The sequence below is a fragment of the Pantoea sp. EABMAA-21 genome (assembly GCF_030053335.1).
GTDB lineage: Bacteria > Pseudomonadota > Gammaproteobacteria > Enterobacterales > Enterobacteriaceae > Pantoea > Pantoea communis.
Map to the genome: position 1 here is coordinate 15,437 of NZ_JASGBX010000001.1, position 16,528 is coordinate 31,964.

Annotated in this window: 14 protein-coding genes; 6 read left to right on the forward strand and 8 right to left on the reverse strand. The window is 53.9% G+C overall.

Going from position 1 to position 16,528, the window contains the following annotated elements; all coding sequences use genetic code 11:
- Positions 1–14: 14 nt before the first annotated feature.
- A complete protein-coding gene (locus QMZ65_RS00065; RefSeq protein WP_058960012.1) occupies positions 15–1,514 on the reverse strand; it encodes a YdgA family protein in 1,500 nt (499 codons plus the stop codon).
- Between the two features lie 128 nt (positions 1,515–1,642).
- The gene (manA, locus tag QMZ65_RS00070; protein WP_283215153.1) at positions 1,643–2,818 is read right to left on the reverse strand and encodes a mannose-6-phosphate isomerase; all 1,176 of its coding nucleotides are present in this window, start codon (positions 2,816–2,818) and stop codon (positions 1,643–1,645) included.
- A 196-nt stretch (positions 2,819–3,014) separates the two neighbouring features.
- On the opposite strand from manA, the gene fumC reads away from it, so the two are divergent.
- Positions 3,015–4,412 carry a class II fumarate hydratase gene (fumC, locus tag QMZ65_RS00075; RefSeq protein WP_283215154.1) on the forward strand — a complete coding sequence of 466 codons (1,398 nt, stop codon included), beginning with the start codon at positions 3,015–3,017 and terminating at the stop codon, positions 4,410–4,412.
- A gap of 82 nt (positions 4,413–4,494) precedes the next feature.
- On the opposite strand, the gene tus is transcribed toward fumC, so the two are convergent.
- The gene (gene tus / locus QMZ65_RS00080; RefSeq protein WP_097117227.1) at positions 4,495–5,421 is read right to left on the reverse strand and encodes a DNA replication terminus site-binding protein; all 927 of its coding nucleotides are present in this window, start codon (positions 5,419–5,421) and stop codon (positions 4,495–4,497) included.
- A 155-nt stretch (positions 5,422–5,576) separates the two neighbouring features.
- Between tus and QMZ65_RS00085 the strand changes: the two genes are divergently transcribed.
- Positions 5,577–6,776, forward strand: a complete 1,200-nt coding sequence (locus tag QMZ65_RS00085; RefSeq protein WP_097117226.1) for an MFS transporter — start codon at positions 5,577–5,579, stop codon at positions 6,774–6,776.
- 159 nt (positions 6,777–6,935) lie between these two features.
- Complete coding sequence (locus tag QMZ65_RS00090) at positions 6,936–7,421, forward strand: RrF2 family transcriptional regulator (protein WP_034827354.1); 486 nt, start codon at positions 6,936–6,938, stop codon at positions 7,419–7,421.
- Between the two features lie 45 nt (positions 7,422–7,466).
- Here the strand turns inward: QMZ65_RS00090 and QMZ65_RS00095 are convergent, their stop codons facing one another.
- From QMZ65_RS00095 to QMZ65_RS00105, 3 genes are read right to left on the reverse strand one after another with little or no spacing between them, the layout of a single operon-like run.
- Positions 7,467–7,721: a pentapeptide MXKDX repeat protein gene (locus QMZ65_RS00095; RefSeq protein ID WP_160867222.1), complete on the reverse strand. Its 255-nt coding sequence runs from the start codon at positions 7,719–7,721 to the stop codon at positions 7,467–7,469.
- Between the two features lie 29 nt (positions 7,722–7,750).
- Positions 7,751–8,539, reverse strand: coding sequence for a molybdopterin-dependent oxidoreductase (locus QMZ65_RS00100; RefSeq protein ID WP_097117223.1), 789 nt, complete (start codon positions 8,537–8,539; stop codon positions 7,751–7,753).
- Positions 8,540–8,541: 2 nt separating this feature from the next.
- Complete coding sequence (locus QMZ65_RS00105; protein ID WP_283215414.1) at positions 8,542–9,156, reverse strand: cytochrome b/b6 domain-containing protein; 615 nt, start codon at positions 9,154–9,156, stop codon at positions 8,542–8,544.
- A 137-nt stretch (positions 9,157–9,293) separates the two neighbouring features.
- On the opposite strand from QMZ65_RS00105, the gene QMZ65_RS00110 reads away from it, so the two are divergent.
- Together QMZ65_RS00110 and QMZ65_RS00115 are read left to right on the forward strand one after the other, a co-directional pair.
- Complete coding sequence (locus QMZ65_RS00110) at positions 9,294–10,013, forward strand: response regulator transcription factor (RefSeq protein ID WP_283215155.1); 720 nt, start codon at positions 9,294–9,296, stop codon at positions 10,011–10,013.
- On the forward strand, positions 10,010–11,452 hold the full coding sequence (locus QMZ65_RS00115) for a sensor histidine kinase (protein WP_283215156.1): 1,443 nt from the start codon (positions 10,010–10,012) through the stop codon (positions 11,450–11,452). The genes QMZ65_RS00110 and QMZ65_RS00115 overlap by 4 nt, the downstream gene beginning before the upstream one ends.
- A 45-nt stretch (positions 11,453–11,497) precedes the next feature.
- Here QMZ65_RS00115 and oqxB read toward each other — a convergent pair whose 3' ends face one another.
- Positions 11,498–14,650 (reverse strand): multidrug efflux RND transporter permease subunit OqxB, encoded by a 3,153-nt coding sequence (gene oqxB, locus QMZ65_RS00120; protein WP_283215157.1) that lies wholly within the window; start codon positions 14,648–14,650, stop codon positions 11,498–11,500.
- 18 nt (positions 14,651–14,668) lie between these two features.
- Positions 14,669–15,823 (reverse strand): efflux RND transporter periplasmic adaptor subunit, encoded by a 1,155-nt coding sequence (locus QMZ65_RS00125; protein WP_283215158.1) that lies wholly within the window; start codon positions 15,821–15,823, stop codon positions 14,669–14,671.
- Between the two features lie 295 nt (positions 15,824–16,118).
- On the opposite strand from QMZ65_RS00125, the gene QMZ65_RS00130 reads away from it, so the two are divergent.
- Positions 16,119–16,466 (forward strand): helix-turn-helix domain-containing protein, encoded by a 348-nt coding sequence (locus QMZ65_RS00130; RefSeq protein ID WP_034827340.1) that lies wholly within the window; start codon positions 16,119–16,121, stop codon positions 16,464–16,466.
- The last annotated feature ends 62 nt before the right edge of the window (positions 16,467–16,528 follow it).

The window sequence follows — 16,528 nt, forward strand, 5'->3', positions numbered from 1 at the left end:
CGGGTATATCGCTGTTACTCAGGCATCCCTTCGCTGGTCTGCGCGCCCAGCATATAGCGTGACAGAAACTGCTCCAGTGACATCTTGTCGCCGTTCATAGTCACCTGACCGTTGCCATATTGCAGGCTGGTGGTGATGTTATCATCCTGCTGCTGCGTCAGACGGAACATCTGGCCCATTGCCGCCAGACCTTTCACCTGCTGATCCGCCAGCTTCTGCGCATCGTCGCTCTGATAACCTTCAGCCAGCCCCACATGACGCATCGCTTCGGTAGCCATTGGCATATTGATGTTCAGTTTGCCATCCAGAGTTTTCAGCACGCGATCCACTGCTGCGCCCAACGTCTGCGCTTCACCGGTGACGGTAGCGGGATCGTTAAAGCCGATGCTGAGGTTAAAGGTACTTTCCCCTTTATCGTTTTTCCAGCTCAGCGGCGCGATGCTGACGGTCGGTGAACCCTTCAGCAGCGTCGGCAGGTTATTCTTCAGGATGGTCTGCACGCTAGCCTGATAGCGGACGGGATCCTCGACTAAACCTGGCTGGTTCAGCAGTGCCTGCATCTGCGCGTTGTAGCTGTCCGAGAAGGTTTTCACCGCTTGCGCATCAAACTGTGCAAACTTCATCGCCAGCTTAGCTTCGCCGAACGGCTGCTTCTGCAGGCTGATGTTGCCGACGTTCATATTCAGATCGCCGCCGATTTTGCCATCTTTATTATCGAAGGAGGATTGGGTGTCCAGCTTCTGCAATGACAAACCTTCCTGACCGTTAATGCTGGCGTCGAGTTTATCCAGGCTGATGGACTGATCCCCCACGCGCACGCCTTCCGGGCTGAGATGGGTATCACCCTTCAGCTTCAGGCCATTAAGGGTAAACAGCACCGGCTGCTCAACCTGGTTTTTGCTGGTAACAGCGATGCTGGAGAAATCGCCATTCAGACTGACTTTATCGCCCTTGCTGTCGGCGCTGATTTCGAGGGTGCCGCCGTTGGTGGCAAGACGGTCGCCGGTCTGCGCGTTGTTATAATCCACCGCCAGCAGATCCAGTGCGGTATCAGTGGCACCGCTGTACCCGACGCGCGTATCAGCGGTCACCAGCGATTTACCGTTGGTGAGTTCAAACAGTTTCTTCACCGCATCGGTGTTTTCCAGCTCGGTATGCACCGAAGCCATGCTCGGAATCAGGCTGCCGCGCTTCAACTGCGCAAAGGGGAAGGGACCATGGTCGATGGTTTCGTTCAGCACGATGCTTTGACCCGGCTTCAGCAGCGGGTTGTCTTCCGTCTGTGAACTGGCCTGAATCACCAGTTTGGTTTTGCTGCTGAAGATGCCGCGCTGGTAATCCTGGTAGCTAAGCGTCAGGCGAGCGTTCGGTGCATAGGCATTAAGCTGGGTGTTGGCGTTCTGCAACATCTGATCCATATGGCTTTCCAGCTGCTTGCCGGTAAACCAGGCCGCGCCTGTCCAGATCACGCCGATCGCTACAATTACACCTACGGCAACCTTGGTCTTTTTCATCGCTGAGTCGTCCTTATCCTTGGGTCCGCACGCCGCTGCTTGGGGGCGGCGGTGAAGAAAAACGCCCGCAGGCGTTTTAAAGTAATAGTTTGAAAGAATAGCAGTTAATGCTGGTATCGTCAGCCGGATCAGCTGAGCGCGTTATAAACCCGCGCCAGGCGTCCTGTACCTGCGGCATTAACCGGGGATTCATTGGCGGCAACGAAGCATGATTCACCGGGCTTCAACAGCAGTTGCTCACCTGACTTCTCAATCACCGCCTGACCTTCGATACAGAACAGCAGCGCCGCACTCTGTTGCGCTAACGGCTGTGGTGTGGCGGAAAGAGCGTGGATGGCAAAGGCAAAATCGTCCACCGGAATTGGGAAGTTCAGCGTGTCGCCCACTTGCTGAGGCTGCGTCAACAGCGTGGCAGCCGGTTTGACCTCAAACTTCAGGTTCGCCATCAACTCTGGAATATCGATGAATTTCGGTGTCAGACCCGCGCGCAGAACGTTATCGGAGTTCGCCATGACTTCGAGTGCCACCCCTTTTAAATAGGCATGCGGCGTCTCGGCAAATAGAAACATGGCTTCGCCAGGCTGCAGGGTGATGACGTTCAGCAACAACGGCGAGAACAAGCCGGTATCGTCCGGATAATCAGCCGCAATGCTTTTGATGGTCTGCCAGGGTTCGCCACTACGCGAGTTAAGTGCAGATTTCAGCACCGCCAACGCCAGTGATTTAGGCTCGTCTTTTAACGACAGCAGGGTGGAGAACAGTTTGGCGAGGCTTGCCTCATCAGGTTTTTCGAGGAAGTGAGCGATCTGCGGATGGGCACCGGCCACCGGCTCAAGCAGTGAGACGATTTCGTGCATCTCGCGGAAGCCGTTCATCGCCTGGAATGGGGTCAGGGCATACACCAGTTCCGGCTTGTGATTCGCGTCTTTATAGTTGCGCTCAGCAGCGCCAATCGGAATACCGGCGGCATTCTCGCGCGCAAATCCCTCTTCGGCTGCGGCTTTGCTTGGGTGAACCTGAATCGATAAGGCCTGATCGGCACACAGCACCTTAAACAAAAACGGCAACTCACCAAAACGCTGTGCGACGGCCGCGCCTAAGGCTGCGGTTTGGTCATCATTGATGACATCGCGCAGGGAACGTGTTTCACCTTTGATCTCAACGGTTGACGGGCTCTTCGGATGGGCGCCCATCCACAGCTCCGCCATCGGTAATCCTTGTGGGTTCTCAATGCCGTAAAGTTCGGTCAGCGCAGTTTTGCTGCCCCAAGCGTAATTTTGCAGCGAATTGTTCATTTTTTGCATCGTTTACCCTTAATAACCGTAAGTAAATAGGCTTATTAAAGCAGAAAGTGCCATACAAAATACATCAACAAGTGCAATAAACGCGATGGGCTCGCATAATGTTAATTTCTTGTGTGTGACAATCTTGCTCGCTCAACGGCGTCGCGGGAAGACGACCTGAGCGGAAACCTCTAATCTGAGCTAAGGAGACGTAGTCATGGCAGCGAATCGCATTGAAAAAGATTCAATGGGACCGATCGAAGTACCGGCAGATAAGTTGTGGGGGGCACAAACCCAGCGTTCGCTGGAGCATTTCCGTATCTCAACCGAGAAGATGCCCGTTGCACTGGTGCATGCTTTGGCGTTGACCAAACGCGCTGCAGCACAGGTGAACCGCGATCTCGGCCTGCTTCCGGCTGAGCGTGCAGAAGCGATTATGAAAGCGGCTGACGAAGTGCTGGCTGATAAACACAGTGAAGAGTTTCCGCTGGCCATCTGGCAGACCGGTTCCGGTACCCAGACCAACATGAACATGAACGAAGTGCTGGCCAACCGCGCCAGTGAAATTCTCGGCGGCGAGCGTGGCATGTCGCGTTTGGTGCACCCAAACGACGACGTCAATAAGAGCCAAAGCTCCAACGATGTGTTCCCCACCGCCATGCACGTGGCCGCGGTCATCGCCGTGCGGGAGCAGCTGATTCCGCAGATTCATGTGCTGAAAAAGACCCTGAGCGAGAAGTCTGAAGCCTTTAAAGACATCGTGAAGATTGGTCGTACCCACCTGCAAGATGCCACGCCATTGACGCTGGGCCAGGAAATTTCTGGCTGGGTGGCAATGCTGGAACATAACCTCAAGCACATCGAACACAGCATTCCACACGTGGCCGAACTGGCACTGGGTGGCACCGCCGTAGGCACCGGTTTAAACACCCATCCCGAGTATGCGGTGCGCGTGGCGAAAGCGCTGGCCGATCTGACACAGCAACCGTTTGTGACTGCGCCGAATAAATTTGAAGCGCTGGCAACCTGTGATGCGCTGGTGCATGCACATGGCGCATTGAAAGGTCTGGCGGCTTCACTGATGAAGATCGCTAACGACGTGCGCTGGCTGGCATCGGGTCCGCGTTGTGGTATTGGCGAACTTGCCATTCCAGAGAACGAACCGGGCAGCTCCATCATGCCAGGTAAAGTGAACCCAACCCAGTGCGAAGCATTGACCATGCTGTGCTGCCAGGTGATGGGTAACGATGTTGCGGTGAATATTGGTGGTGCTTCGGGCAACTTTGAGTTGAACGTGTTCCGTCCAATGGTGATCCACAACTTCCTGCAGTCCATTCGCTTGCTGGCCGACGGGATGGACAGCTTCAACCATCACTGTGCAGTGGGCATCGAACCGGTGCGCGAGCGTATCGATCAGTTGCTGAACGAGTCGCTGATGCTGGTGACGGCGCTGAATACCCATATCGGTTATGACAAAGCGGCGGAAATCGCCAAGAAAGCCCATAAAGAAGGGCTGACGCTGAAAGGCTCGGCGCTGAAGCTCGGTTATCTGACTGAAGAGCAGTTTGACGAGTGGGTACGTCCTGAAGAGATGGTTGGCAGCATGAAGCAATAATTATTGCGATAACTGAGGGGTAATTCCGCTCAGTTCAGCGATGATTGGCGATGACAGAGGCGGCCTGAGGGCCGCTTCTTCATTAAAGCTTGTCACTCCACAAGTGCAGCCGTGGGATCACCAGATGCAGCGGCTGCGCTAGCGGCTTATGACGATGCGTGACGTTATCGGCATCGTAGTCCAGCAATTCCCCTAGAATCGGTACCTGAGTTTTATCCCGACACAGCACCAGCAGCGGTGAAGGGCAGGCGAGTTGCACCTGCTTCTTATTACTGGCGCGCCAGACGCGGGCAATCGGTTGGACCTTAACCGGGCGCTTGATCTTCAGTTTGGCATCGACGGGCAGTGACAAAATCATCTCCAGTTCTTGCTGCACCTTCTCGGCCCACTGTTCGCGCGTCCAGGGCGCTTGCGCACGGTTTGCCTTTAGGCTGCGTTCCAGCTGCTCGACCACGGCTTCACGGGTCAGGTTTTTAATGATGTTCTTGTTGGCCCAGCCAAAGCGCAGGCTATCCGGCGCGTGCAGCAGGGTCACACTGCGATAGGCGTTCAGGGTGATTAAACCGCGCAAATGTTGGTGAACAAATTCAAAGCGCGCCTCACTCGGCAGCCCCGACTCCACGGTAATCAGGTGTTCCAGGCGCAGCTTAAGCGCATTGATATTGGCCACCTGCTGACTGATGTGCTCGCTGACGGCTTCATCCGCTTCTATACAGATGGCGCCAGGCAAACGCACCGCAGCCTTGGTGCTGAGTTTTTCCGACTGATGCTGCATAAACAGACGACAGTAGTGAGCCAGCGCCATGTCTCGCGCTTTCTGCCCGAGATGTTGAGTCACTGCGATACGCTCAATTTCATCATTCTCGTGGCCTTTCTCGATTTCGGGCAAGCTGAATGCGCGCGCGATCAGCAACGGCTGCTGTTCGACTTGCTGGCGCAGGCTACTTAAACCGCGTTCCAGTGCGTTGACGCACTCGTGCAAATCAGCCACTAGATCATAGCGAGACATGTTACGCTCCATAGTTACAACATACCATTTACCTTATCGTATTTGGTGCCAATCTTCCACTCTGAAACGTGATTTCGCTAAGCAGGGCACACAAACATTTTTCCAGCAGGATGAACATGTTATAACAATGCTTTGCCTGCTAACGGAAACCTGTCGTGGAGCATCACCCTAAACCTGCGGTTCCTGCCATTGTGACACTGGGAGGCGTTCAAATCCTTTCGTGGGGCGGTTCGTTTTATCTTATGGCCGTGATGGCGAATCCGATCGTTGCGGAAACCGGCTGGTCGCAGCAGTGGGTGTATGGCGCATTATCCTTAGGTATTTTGGTTTCTGGCCTGCTAGCACCCTTAAGTGGCCGCCTGATTGCCGGCAGTTATGGCCGCGCGCTGCTGGCGTCGAGCGGGGCGGTGATGGCGCTGGGCCTGGTGATTATGGGATTCAGTCACCATTTGCTGCTGTTTCTGTTTGCCTGGCTGATTATCGGCATCGGAATGGCGATGGGTTTATATGACGCCCTGTTTGCCACCCTCGGAACGCTTTATGGTGGACAGGCTCGTGGCGCGATTACCGGCATTACCTTAATCTCCGGCTTTTGCACCACGCTGGTGTGGCCGGGGATTGCGCTTCTGATTCACTGGCTTGACTGGCGCGGCGCCTGTTTCGCCATTGCCGCGCTGTTATGTCTCACCGTGTTGCCAGCCTACTGGTATGCACTGCCTGCGCCGATTAAACCCATCGTGAAAACGGCGAAAAAGCAGCATAACGCCAGTGGTGAGTTGGCACCGGCGCTATTCTGGCTGCTATGCAGCATTTTTACCCTTGCTTCAGTGATCATGACCGCTATTTCGGTGCAGTTGATTAGTCTATTACAAGCCAGCGGCCACTCATTGACCGCCGCCTTAGCCATCAGCGCGATTCTGGGTCCTTGTCAGGTTGGGTCACGTATTGTGGATATCGCGTTCAAACGGGGACATCCGATCTGGACGACGTTTTTCTCGGTAGGACTGGTGGCCATCGGATTGTTGTTGTTGACCTTGTTTCCGCAGTTCGCGCTGGTCAGTATGGTGCTATACGGTGCTGGAAACGGTTTGCGGGCGATAGTGCGGGGAACTTTACCGCTGGTCATGGTCAAACCAGAGGCCTACGCCATTGTGGTAGGGCGCATGGCGCGTCCGGCTCTGATTGGTCAGGCATTAACGCCGCTGGTAGGGGGATATGTTTTTCAGCAGCTCGGGGCGAATGCCACATTGTGGCTGTTGTGCCTGTTGGCGTTAGTGAATGTGGTGCTGGTGGGCGTGCTAAAGCAAAAATTGCCCGCGCCCAATCCGCAACCGCAAAAGGGAGCCGTAAACTAAGCAGCCTGTGCGCTTCTGCCTGATCAAATGATGAATACGTGCCTTGATCCCAGCAGCTCGCTTCTAAAAAGCAACAGTGTTTGTTATATTTATTGCTCATTGATTACTCACTGCCGCGGCAAAAAAACAATAAGATAAACCGCAACTCAGGATACAGAAATGCTTGATTACCGCTTCCCGACAGCTTTGCAGATGGTTTTGAGCGTAGCGATGGCGGAGCAACTGGGCAAACGCTCGACCAGTGCTATTTTGGCGTATGGTCTTGAAGCGAACCCCAGTTTCATTCGGAAACTGATGGTTCCGTTAACTCGCGATGGCATCATTGTCTCTACGCTTGGCCGTACTGGTTCGATTCACCTCGGGCGTCCGGCCGCAGAGATCACGCTGCGCGATATTTATACCTCTGTGATTGAAGACAAAAAGCTCTGGGCTTCACGCCCTGATGTCGCACCGCGTTGTCTGGTGAGTGCCAACCTGTGCTGGTACTTCAAATCGATTGCTGAAGAGGCGGAAGAAGCCTCGTTGAAAGTGCTGGAGACGCGTACGGTGGCTGACGCACTGGCTGAGCTGAAAAAACACGACACCAGTAGCTGCGATGAACTGCCCGATCTCGAAATCGAAGACCTTTGTAAAAAATCCCGCTGATATTAGTATAACAGTTACCGGGCATACGCCCGGTAACTGACACTGTTACTTAGACATCCCGTCCTTAGACATCTCATCCTTCGCCATACCGTCTTTAGCCATGCCATCTTTAGACATGCCATCTTTCTTCATGCTGTCATGTTTCTTCATCGGTTTTTTCATGTGGTCTTTTTTCATGCCGTCGTGCGACATACCGCTTTCATTCTGCATACCATCTTTGGCCATATTGTCAGCAGCATAAGCGCCAGAGAAAGCCATCAACAGTGCGCCAGCGAATACAGTTGCAATAATCTTTTTCATCTTCATTTCCTTACAGGGTTTTGGGGAGATTAACTGCCGCCAAACCAGTTATAGCCCTGGTCTTCCCAGTAGCCACCGGTAAAGCGGTTGGTGATTTCAATTGAAATAATATGCTTGGGGTTTTTGTAGCCCAGTTTGGTCGGAATCCGTAATTTCATGGGATAACCGTATTCCGGCGGTAATATCCGACCATCCCAACTCAGTGCTAATAAGGTTTGCGGGTGCAATGCCGTCGCCATATCAATGCTGGTGTAATAATCATCGGCACAGCGAAAGCTGACATATTTCGCTTTGGTGTCAGCCCCAATCAGTTGCAGGAAGTCGCTGAATCGAACGCCGCCCCAGCGGCCAATGGCACTCCATCCTTCTACACAAATATGGCGGGTGATTTGTTCATGCTGAGATAATTTATATAACTCAGGCAGTCGCCAGCTGCGTTTATCACGTATCAGTCCGCTCAGTTGCAACTGGTAATCATCACCGTTTACCTGCGGAATATCTTCTTCACCGTAAAAGGCATTAAACGGGAAGGGCCGCGTAATATCTTTCAGGGTATATTCTGGCGCCATTTGATAACCGCTGAATAACCATCCCTGAATACGGTCATTAAAACGTGACATGCGGCTTAAAATATTTTCGATGTCAGGATTATTGTCGATGTCGCATCCGGTGAGTAACGCCACACCGCCCGCAGTCAAGCCCATGCGCAGAAATTGACGTCGTGAATGGCCAGACATTTTTTTCGCCAGAATAGTGGTGGCGTCTTTTAATAGGGCGTCAGTTTCACTGCTGGGACGTTCAATCTTTTTTATCGTCATTTTTAGCGTCCGCGTGTCATCAATAATAATGTTTTAGGTACCAGTGCCACCATGATCAGATGGATAACAACAAAGGCACATAAAAAGGCCATGGCAAAAAAGTGAATGAAGCGAGCCGTGTCATAGCCGCCCAATACTTCTCGCAAAAACGGAAATTGCACCGACTTCCACAAGACTAACCCTGAAAAGGCTAATAACATGCCATCAATGACCACCAGAAAATACGCAATTTTTTGCACCATATTATATTGGCGTAAATCGTGATGGCTAAGATGTCCTTTTAATGCAGATAGGCCATCTTTTACTAATTGAGTCATGCTTAAGGGCAGAAAACGTTGGCGAAAACGTCCGCTCAGAAGATTCAGCGTCAGATAGAGCACGCCATTACCGGCAAAAAGCCACATTGCCGCAAAATGCCATTGCAGTGCACCACCCAGCCATCCTCCCAGGGTATAGCTATTGGGAAAATCAAATGGAAATAAAGGAGACGCGTTATAAATCCGCCAGCCACTGAGAATCATTAATGTCATCGCAACGGCATTGATCCAGTGAGTCAATCTCAACCACAACGGATGAACCTTTTTATCGGGAGCACATTTCACTCTGCACCTCTGCATATTGCTATGCCGTCTGGAATGAAGAGACTTTGCGCCGATATTGATCACAGAGTCCTCACGCAGAGTTAAACAAAATGTGATAACTCCGGGGGGCAATTCTGTATAAGATTTAAAGGATGTTCATTGAGGCGGTCAACATGGCGAAGAATATCTTAATCGTTGAAGACGATGGCAATATTGCCGAGCTGTTGCACATTCATCTGCGTGACGAGGGCTTTGATATTACGCATGCTGCGGATGGTGATAGTGGCAGTCAACTGCTGGAAAGCCAGCGTTGGGATGCCTTAATTTTTGACATTATGTTGCCTGGTGTTGATGGGCTGGAACTGTGCCGTCGTGCACGCAATATGCCGCACTACACGCCCATTGTGATGATCAGCGCTCGCGCCAGTGAAGTGCATCGCGTACTGGGGTTGGAACTGGGCGCGGATGACTATTTGACCAAACCCTTCTCGATGCTGGAACTGGTGGCGCGCGTTAAAGCACTTTTCCGCCGCCAGGAAGCGATGAGCCAAAATTTACGTCAGGACGCGGGAAACCTGCGTCTTGGCAGCCTGAATATTGATCCGGTTGCCCGAGAGGTTCGGCTGGCTCAGACGTTAATTGAGCTGACGCCTCGTGAATTCGAGCTGCTCTACCATTTTGCCCGTCATCCAGGAAAGGTCTTTTCGCGACTTAGCTTGCTGAATCTGGTGTGGGGCTACCAGCACGAAGGTTATGAGCACACGGTTAACACCCATATCAACCGATTACGCCTCAAAATTGAAGCGACGCCAGCTGAGCCACGCTGGATTCTTACGGTGTGGGGACAGGGCTACAAATTCGTGGTGCCGGGTGAGGGAGATCAGGTTACATGAAACGTCTGTCACTCACTCAGCGTTTGACGCTGGTCTTTGCCCTGATGCTACTGATCAGTAGTGCGCTGATCCTGTTGATTCAGGACAACAACCGCCAGCAATACAGTGATGCCATGATGCAGAATTTATCGCGAGATCTGGCCGCTTCTATTGCCAAAAGTAGCGCATTGATGAATGCCGGAAACACCGATGCTCCGGTACTCAAGCAGCTGTTCGGCCAGATGATGTCCTACAACCCGAGCGTTGAAGTTTACCTGCTGGATGCGCAGGGACAGATTCTGGCCAATGATGCGCCAGCCGGCCATGTCCATCGCGATCGGGTCGACGTGCGTCCACTGCAAAAGTGGCTGAACGAGGCGCCACTGCCGGTGTATGGTGACGATCCTCGTTCACCTTCCGCGCTCAAAGTGTTCAGCGCTGCGCCTATTCTGGATGGCAACAGAACGGTGGGTTATCTCTATGTGATTTTGCAGGGGGAGAATTATCAACATCTGCAGCAGGGAGTAAAAATGTCCGTGCTGCGCAGCGCCATGCTTTGGTCGGTGGTGGTTATCGTCCTGCTTGGATTGATGGCGGGTGCAGCGGCCTATTATTGGGTCACAAGACCGGTGCGACAGCTGACACAAAAGGTGACAGCGGGTGAGGATGCGCTACAACGCCTTGCTACGCTACCTCATTCCCCGCAACAGGATGAAGTGGCGCAGTTGCAAAACGCCTTTATCGATATGGCGCAGCGTATTGACGTTCAGGTACAGACGCTGGAGTTGAAAGACCAGCAGCGTCGTGAGTTTGTCGCCAACATTTCGCATGACTTGCGCACGCCGCTGATGTCGATTCAGGGTTATCTGGAGACGCTGGCAGTTAAAGCTGGCAGCTTGACTGAAGCGGAGCGCAGCCGATATTTACAGATTGCCCTGACGCAAAGTGAAAAGGTCGGCATGCTCGCACAGCAACTGTTTGAGTTAGCGCGGCTGGAACATGGTGTTGTCACGCCACAGTACGAACGGTTTTCGCTGCCGGATTTGGTTCAGGACGTGATACAGAAATTTGAGCTGGCGTTGGAGAAATCCCGCCTGAATTTGTCGGTTGATATCGCGTCGGGTTTGCCCATGATCGACGCGGATATGTCGATGATAGAGCGTGTTCTGACCAACCTGGTGGATAATGCCATCCGTCATACGCCGTCGGGTGGGAACATTACCCTGCGTTTATGGCTGGAAGGGGAGAACGTGATGATGGAGCTGGAAGACAACGGCCCAGGTATCTCACCGGAAGTCAGTCAGACCCTGTTTGAACGCCCCTCCATTATCGATCCTGACCGTCGTGACAATGGTGGATTGGGGTTGGTCATCGTTCGTCGTATGTTGCAATTGCATCGCGGTGATATTGCCCTGAAACCCGCGCCGGGGGCCTGCTTCCAGCTCTTCGTTCCCTTATAAAAAAGGCGGCCATCTCTGGCCGCCGCAATTTAACCTAAAACAGATTTACACCGTCTGCACTTCCGCTTCCGGCTGCTTTCGCGTCACCAGTTTACGTAACGTCACATAGAACACCGGCGTCAGGAACAGACCAAACAGCGTCACGCCCAGCATGCCCGAGAACACGGTAATCCCAGTGACACCACGCACTTCGGCACCGGCACCTTCACCCAGAATTAGCGGAACGGTACCGGCAATAAAGGCAATCGAAGTCATCACGATCGGGCGCAGACGCAGGCGGCAGGCTTCCAGCGCCGACTCGACAATCCCTTTGCCTTGCATCTCCAGTTCACGGGCGAACTCGACAATAAGAATCGCGTTCTTACATGCCAGTCCCATCAGTACCACCAGACCAACCTGCACAAACACGTTGTTATCGCCGCCGGTGAGCCACACGCCAACCAGCGCGGACAGCATGGTGACCGGCACAATCAGGATCACCGCCAGCGGCAGCGTCCAGCTCTCATACAATGCCGCCAGTACCAGGAACGCCAGCAGTACCGCAACCGGGAAGACGATAAACGCCGTGTTGCCCTGAGTGGCTTGCTGATAGCTCAGGTCGGTCCATTCGATGTTCATGCCATTCGGCAGCACCTGGCCCGACATCGCTTCCAGCTTCTCCATTGCCTGCGCTGAAGAGAGCACGCGTGGATCGGCATCACCTATCAAGTCCGCCGCCGGATAGCCGTTGTAACGAATCACCGGATCGGGGCCGTAGGTGGTTGTGATGTTGACCATACTGCCGATTGGCACCATCTCGCCCTGATTGTTGCGGGTACGCAGATTGGCAATATCCTGCACGCTGTTACGGAAATCCCCGTCTGCCTGCGCCATCACACGCCAGGTACGACCAAACTTGTTGAAGTCGTTGACGTAAGAAGAACCCAGATACACCTGCAAGGTGCTAAACAGATCGGTCAGCGAAACGCCTTGCGCCTTAGCTTTATCACGATCCACCTGTACATCCAGTTGCGGCACGTTGGCCTGATACGAGGAGATCGGGAACATCATGCCGGGCGTCTGCATCACCGCACCGGAAAGGGTATTAATGGCGGTTTGCAACGCACCGTAACCTAAGCCCGCACGATCCTGCACATACAGCGAGTAACCCGAACCCTGACCCAGCCCCAGAATCGGCGGTGGCATAATCGAGAAACCAAAGCCTTGCTGGATTTTGGAGATTTTCGCGTTGATTTCAGCGTTTATCTCCGCAGCCGTACGGGTACGTTCATTAAACGGCTTCAGGCCGAAGAATACGGTGCCGGTATTCGGTGTATTGGTGAACTGCAAGGCATTCAGGCCAGGGAAGGCGACCGAATAGGCCACGCCTTCGGTGTTCATGCCGATTTCGCTCATCTTGCGAATCACTTCATCGGTACGCGCTAGTGACGAACCTTCTGGCATTTTCACGCCGCCAATCAGATACAGCTTATCCTGCGTCGGAATAAAGCCGCCCGGCACGATGTGGAACATAAAGCCCGCGCCCGCCAGCAGTATGACGTAAACGCCAAATACCGCACCGCGACGACGCAGGGTTTTGCCGACCATCGACTCGTAGCCATCCGAACTGCGCTGGAAGAAGCGGTTAAACGGACGGAAAATCCAGCCGAGTAAGCGATCAATCAGACGCGTCGGCATATCTTTCGGTGCATCATGCGACTTCAGTAGCTTGGCCGCCAGCGCTGGAGAGAGCGTCAATGAGTTAATGGCAGAGATCACCGTGGAGATGGCAATCGTCACCGCAAACTGCTTGTAGAACTGACCGGTCACACCGGACAGGAACGCCATCGGCACGAATACCGCACACAGCACTAACGCAATCGCGATAATGGGCCCCGACACTTCGCGCATCGCCTGATGCGCAGCCGCCGTCGGAGAGAGTCCCATCGCGATATTACGCTCAACGTTCTCCACTACCACAATGGCGTCATCCACCACGATACCTATCGCCAACACCAGCCCGAACAAACTGAGGGTGTTAAGCGAGAAACCCAGCAGGTAAAGCACGCTGAACGTTCCCACCACCGAAACCGGCACGGCCAGCAACGGAATGATCGATGCACGCCAGGTCTGCAAGAACAGGATTACCACCAGCACCACCAGCACAATCGCTTCAAACAGCGTTTGCACCACGGCACGGATCGAGTCACGCACGAACACGGTTGGATCGTACGGTGCCGCCCACTGCACATCGTCCGGGAAGCGGGTGGCCAGTTCGGCCATCTTGTCACGCACGGCGTTAGACAGGTCGATGGCGTTGGCACCCGGTGCCTGGAAGATACCGATGCCGACCGCGTCCTTGTTGTTCAACTGAGAGCGCAGGGCGTAGCTACCGGAACCCATCTCGATGCGCGCCACGTCACGCAGGCGCACCAGCGAGCCGTCATCGGCGGTTTTCAGGATGATATTGCCGAACTGCTCTTCGCTCTCCAGACGGCCCTGGGTGTTGATCGACAGCAGGAAGTCACTGGCCTTTTTGGTCGGCTCTGCGCCCAACTGACCGGCAGACACCTGCACGTTCTGCTCCTGCATAGCGCTGACCACATCAGAAGCGGTCATGCCACGTGCGGCCACCTTATTCGGATCGAGCCAGACGCGCATCGCATACTCGCCCGCCCCGAAGATCTGAATCTGACCAACGCCTGGCAGGCGCGCCAGCTCATCTTTCACCTTCAGGGTGGCGTAGTTACGCAGATAGAGTGAGTCATACTTGCCCTTCGGCGAGAACATGTGCACCACCAGCGTTAGCGTCGGTGACATCTTCTGCGTGGTCAAACCGAGTTGACGCACCTCTTCCGGCAGGCGAGCTTCTGCCTGCGCCACACGGTTTTGCACCTGAACCTGTGCCTGGTCTGGATCGGTACCTGGACGGAAGGTCACGGTGGTGACCAGCACGCCATCCGAACCGGCCACTGACTTCATGTACATCATGTTTTCGACCCCGTTGATCGCCTCTTCCAGCGGTGTCGCCACCGAATCAGCAATCACTTTGGGGTTGGCGCCAGGATATTCTGCGCGCACCTGCACACTGGGTGGCACCACGTTGGGGTATTCACTGATCGGCAGCAGTGGTATGGCGATCAGTCCGGTGGTAAATATCAAAATCGACAGTACCGCCGCAAAGATCGGTCGGTCGATAAAAAAGCGGGAGAAATCCATAACAGGCAGTCTCGATTATTATTGAGCGGAGCGCATTGCCACCGGCTGAGCTTTCACCGGCATGCCAGGCATGAAGACTTTCTGCAGGCCATTGACGATCACTTTGTCACCCGGCTTCAAACCGGATTGCACAATGCGCAGGCCATCAGCCAGCTCGCCAGCCTGAATATCGCGACGCTCGGCTTTACCCTGCGCATCGACCACATACACGTATTTACGATCCTGATCGGTCAGCACCGCTTTATCGTCGATCAACAGCGCGTTAAACGCGGCGCTGCCGGGTAAACGCACGCGGGCAAACAGACCTGGGGTGAACTGACGTTCATGGTTATCCAGCGTGGCACGCATGCGAATGGTGCCAGTGCTGGCGGTGAGTTGGTTGTCGAGGAAGTCAACGGTGCCACGATGCGGATAACCTTGCTCGCCGGTCAGCGCGATTTCCACCGGTAGCGAACCGCGATTTTGTCCCTGACGTGCCATCGCCTGATACTGCAGATAGGTGGCTTCATCGACGTCGAAATAGACGTACAGACGATCCTGCGACACCAGCGTGGTCAGCACGCTGGCACTGTCACCGGCGGTCACCAGGTTACCGGTGGTGATCATCGCGCGGCTGGCACGGCCATCAATCGGGGCAGTGACGCGGGTAAAATCGAGATTCAGCTGCGCCATATCAACGGCGGCCTGCGCGGAGAGCACATTGGCCTGCGCCTGACTCGCTGCAGAACGACGCTGTTCCCACTCTTCACGGGATACCACATTGGTGCCAATCAGTTTATCGGTTCGTGCCGACTCACTGCGCGCCAGCGATGCCTGACTGCGCGCGGTCGCGAGTTCAGCTTGTGCCTGCTCTAACGTCGCGCGATAGGTGCGGTCATCAATGGTAAATAGCACCTGACCCTTTTTCACGTCATCGCCTTCGCGATAGTTAACCTGATCGATATAGCCGGAAACGCGAGGGCGCAGTTGCACACTTTGCACCGCTTCAAAGCGACCATTGAAGCTATCCCATTGGCTGACTTTTTGTTCGACCACCTGCGCGACACTCACTTCGGGCGGCGGTGGCGGGGCGTTTTGCGCCACACCCCGATCGCAAGCGGCCAGCAGGCTTCCCAGCAACATCACTCCTGACAGGCTTACTGCCCGACGAACCCCATATGTTTGCAGATGCATTGTTGTTATTCCGCGTTGGTGTGAAAAAAGAAAGGACATGTACGAAAAATCTGCAACTTTTAAGATTGCATTAAAACGCGATGAGTGTAGGCTGCTGCAAACTGCATCTGCAAGAATATCTGATACACTTTATGTGCTGTTTTGATCAATTCGTTTCAGCGGGGGAAAGCCCCTACGGCGAGTGCGGCATTTAATGCAATAATAAAACTTGCATTAAATGTCATAGTCAGTCACCCTTAAAGTGTAATTGCAACTGATACTGATACTGTTCGTTAAGGCGACGGGAGAAAATGGGATGATGAGCGACGCATTTATTCACGATCTGATCGACTGGATTGATAACAACATTGAAGCACGTCTGGATCTGGACACCGTAGCAGGGCGCGCCGGTTATTCGAAATGGCACCTGCAGCGTATGTTCAAAGAGCACACCGGCTACCCGCTGGGCGAGTACATTCGTAATAAGAAACTGAAAAAATCGGCGGACCGTTTAACGACCACCAACGAACCGATCCTTAATGTGGCGATTTCACTGGGGTTTGATTCGCAGCAGTCGTTTAATCGCAGCTTCAAACGTCAGTATGGCGTGGCGCCAGGCGCATGGCGTCGACATGCCGTGCCAGCCGCGAGTGCGATGCAGTAACACCTCCGCCAGGGCCAGCCATGCTGGCCCGCGTTCTTCTTCACGATAATCCTGCTATTATC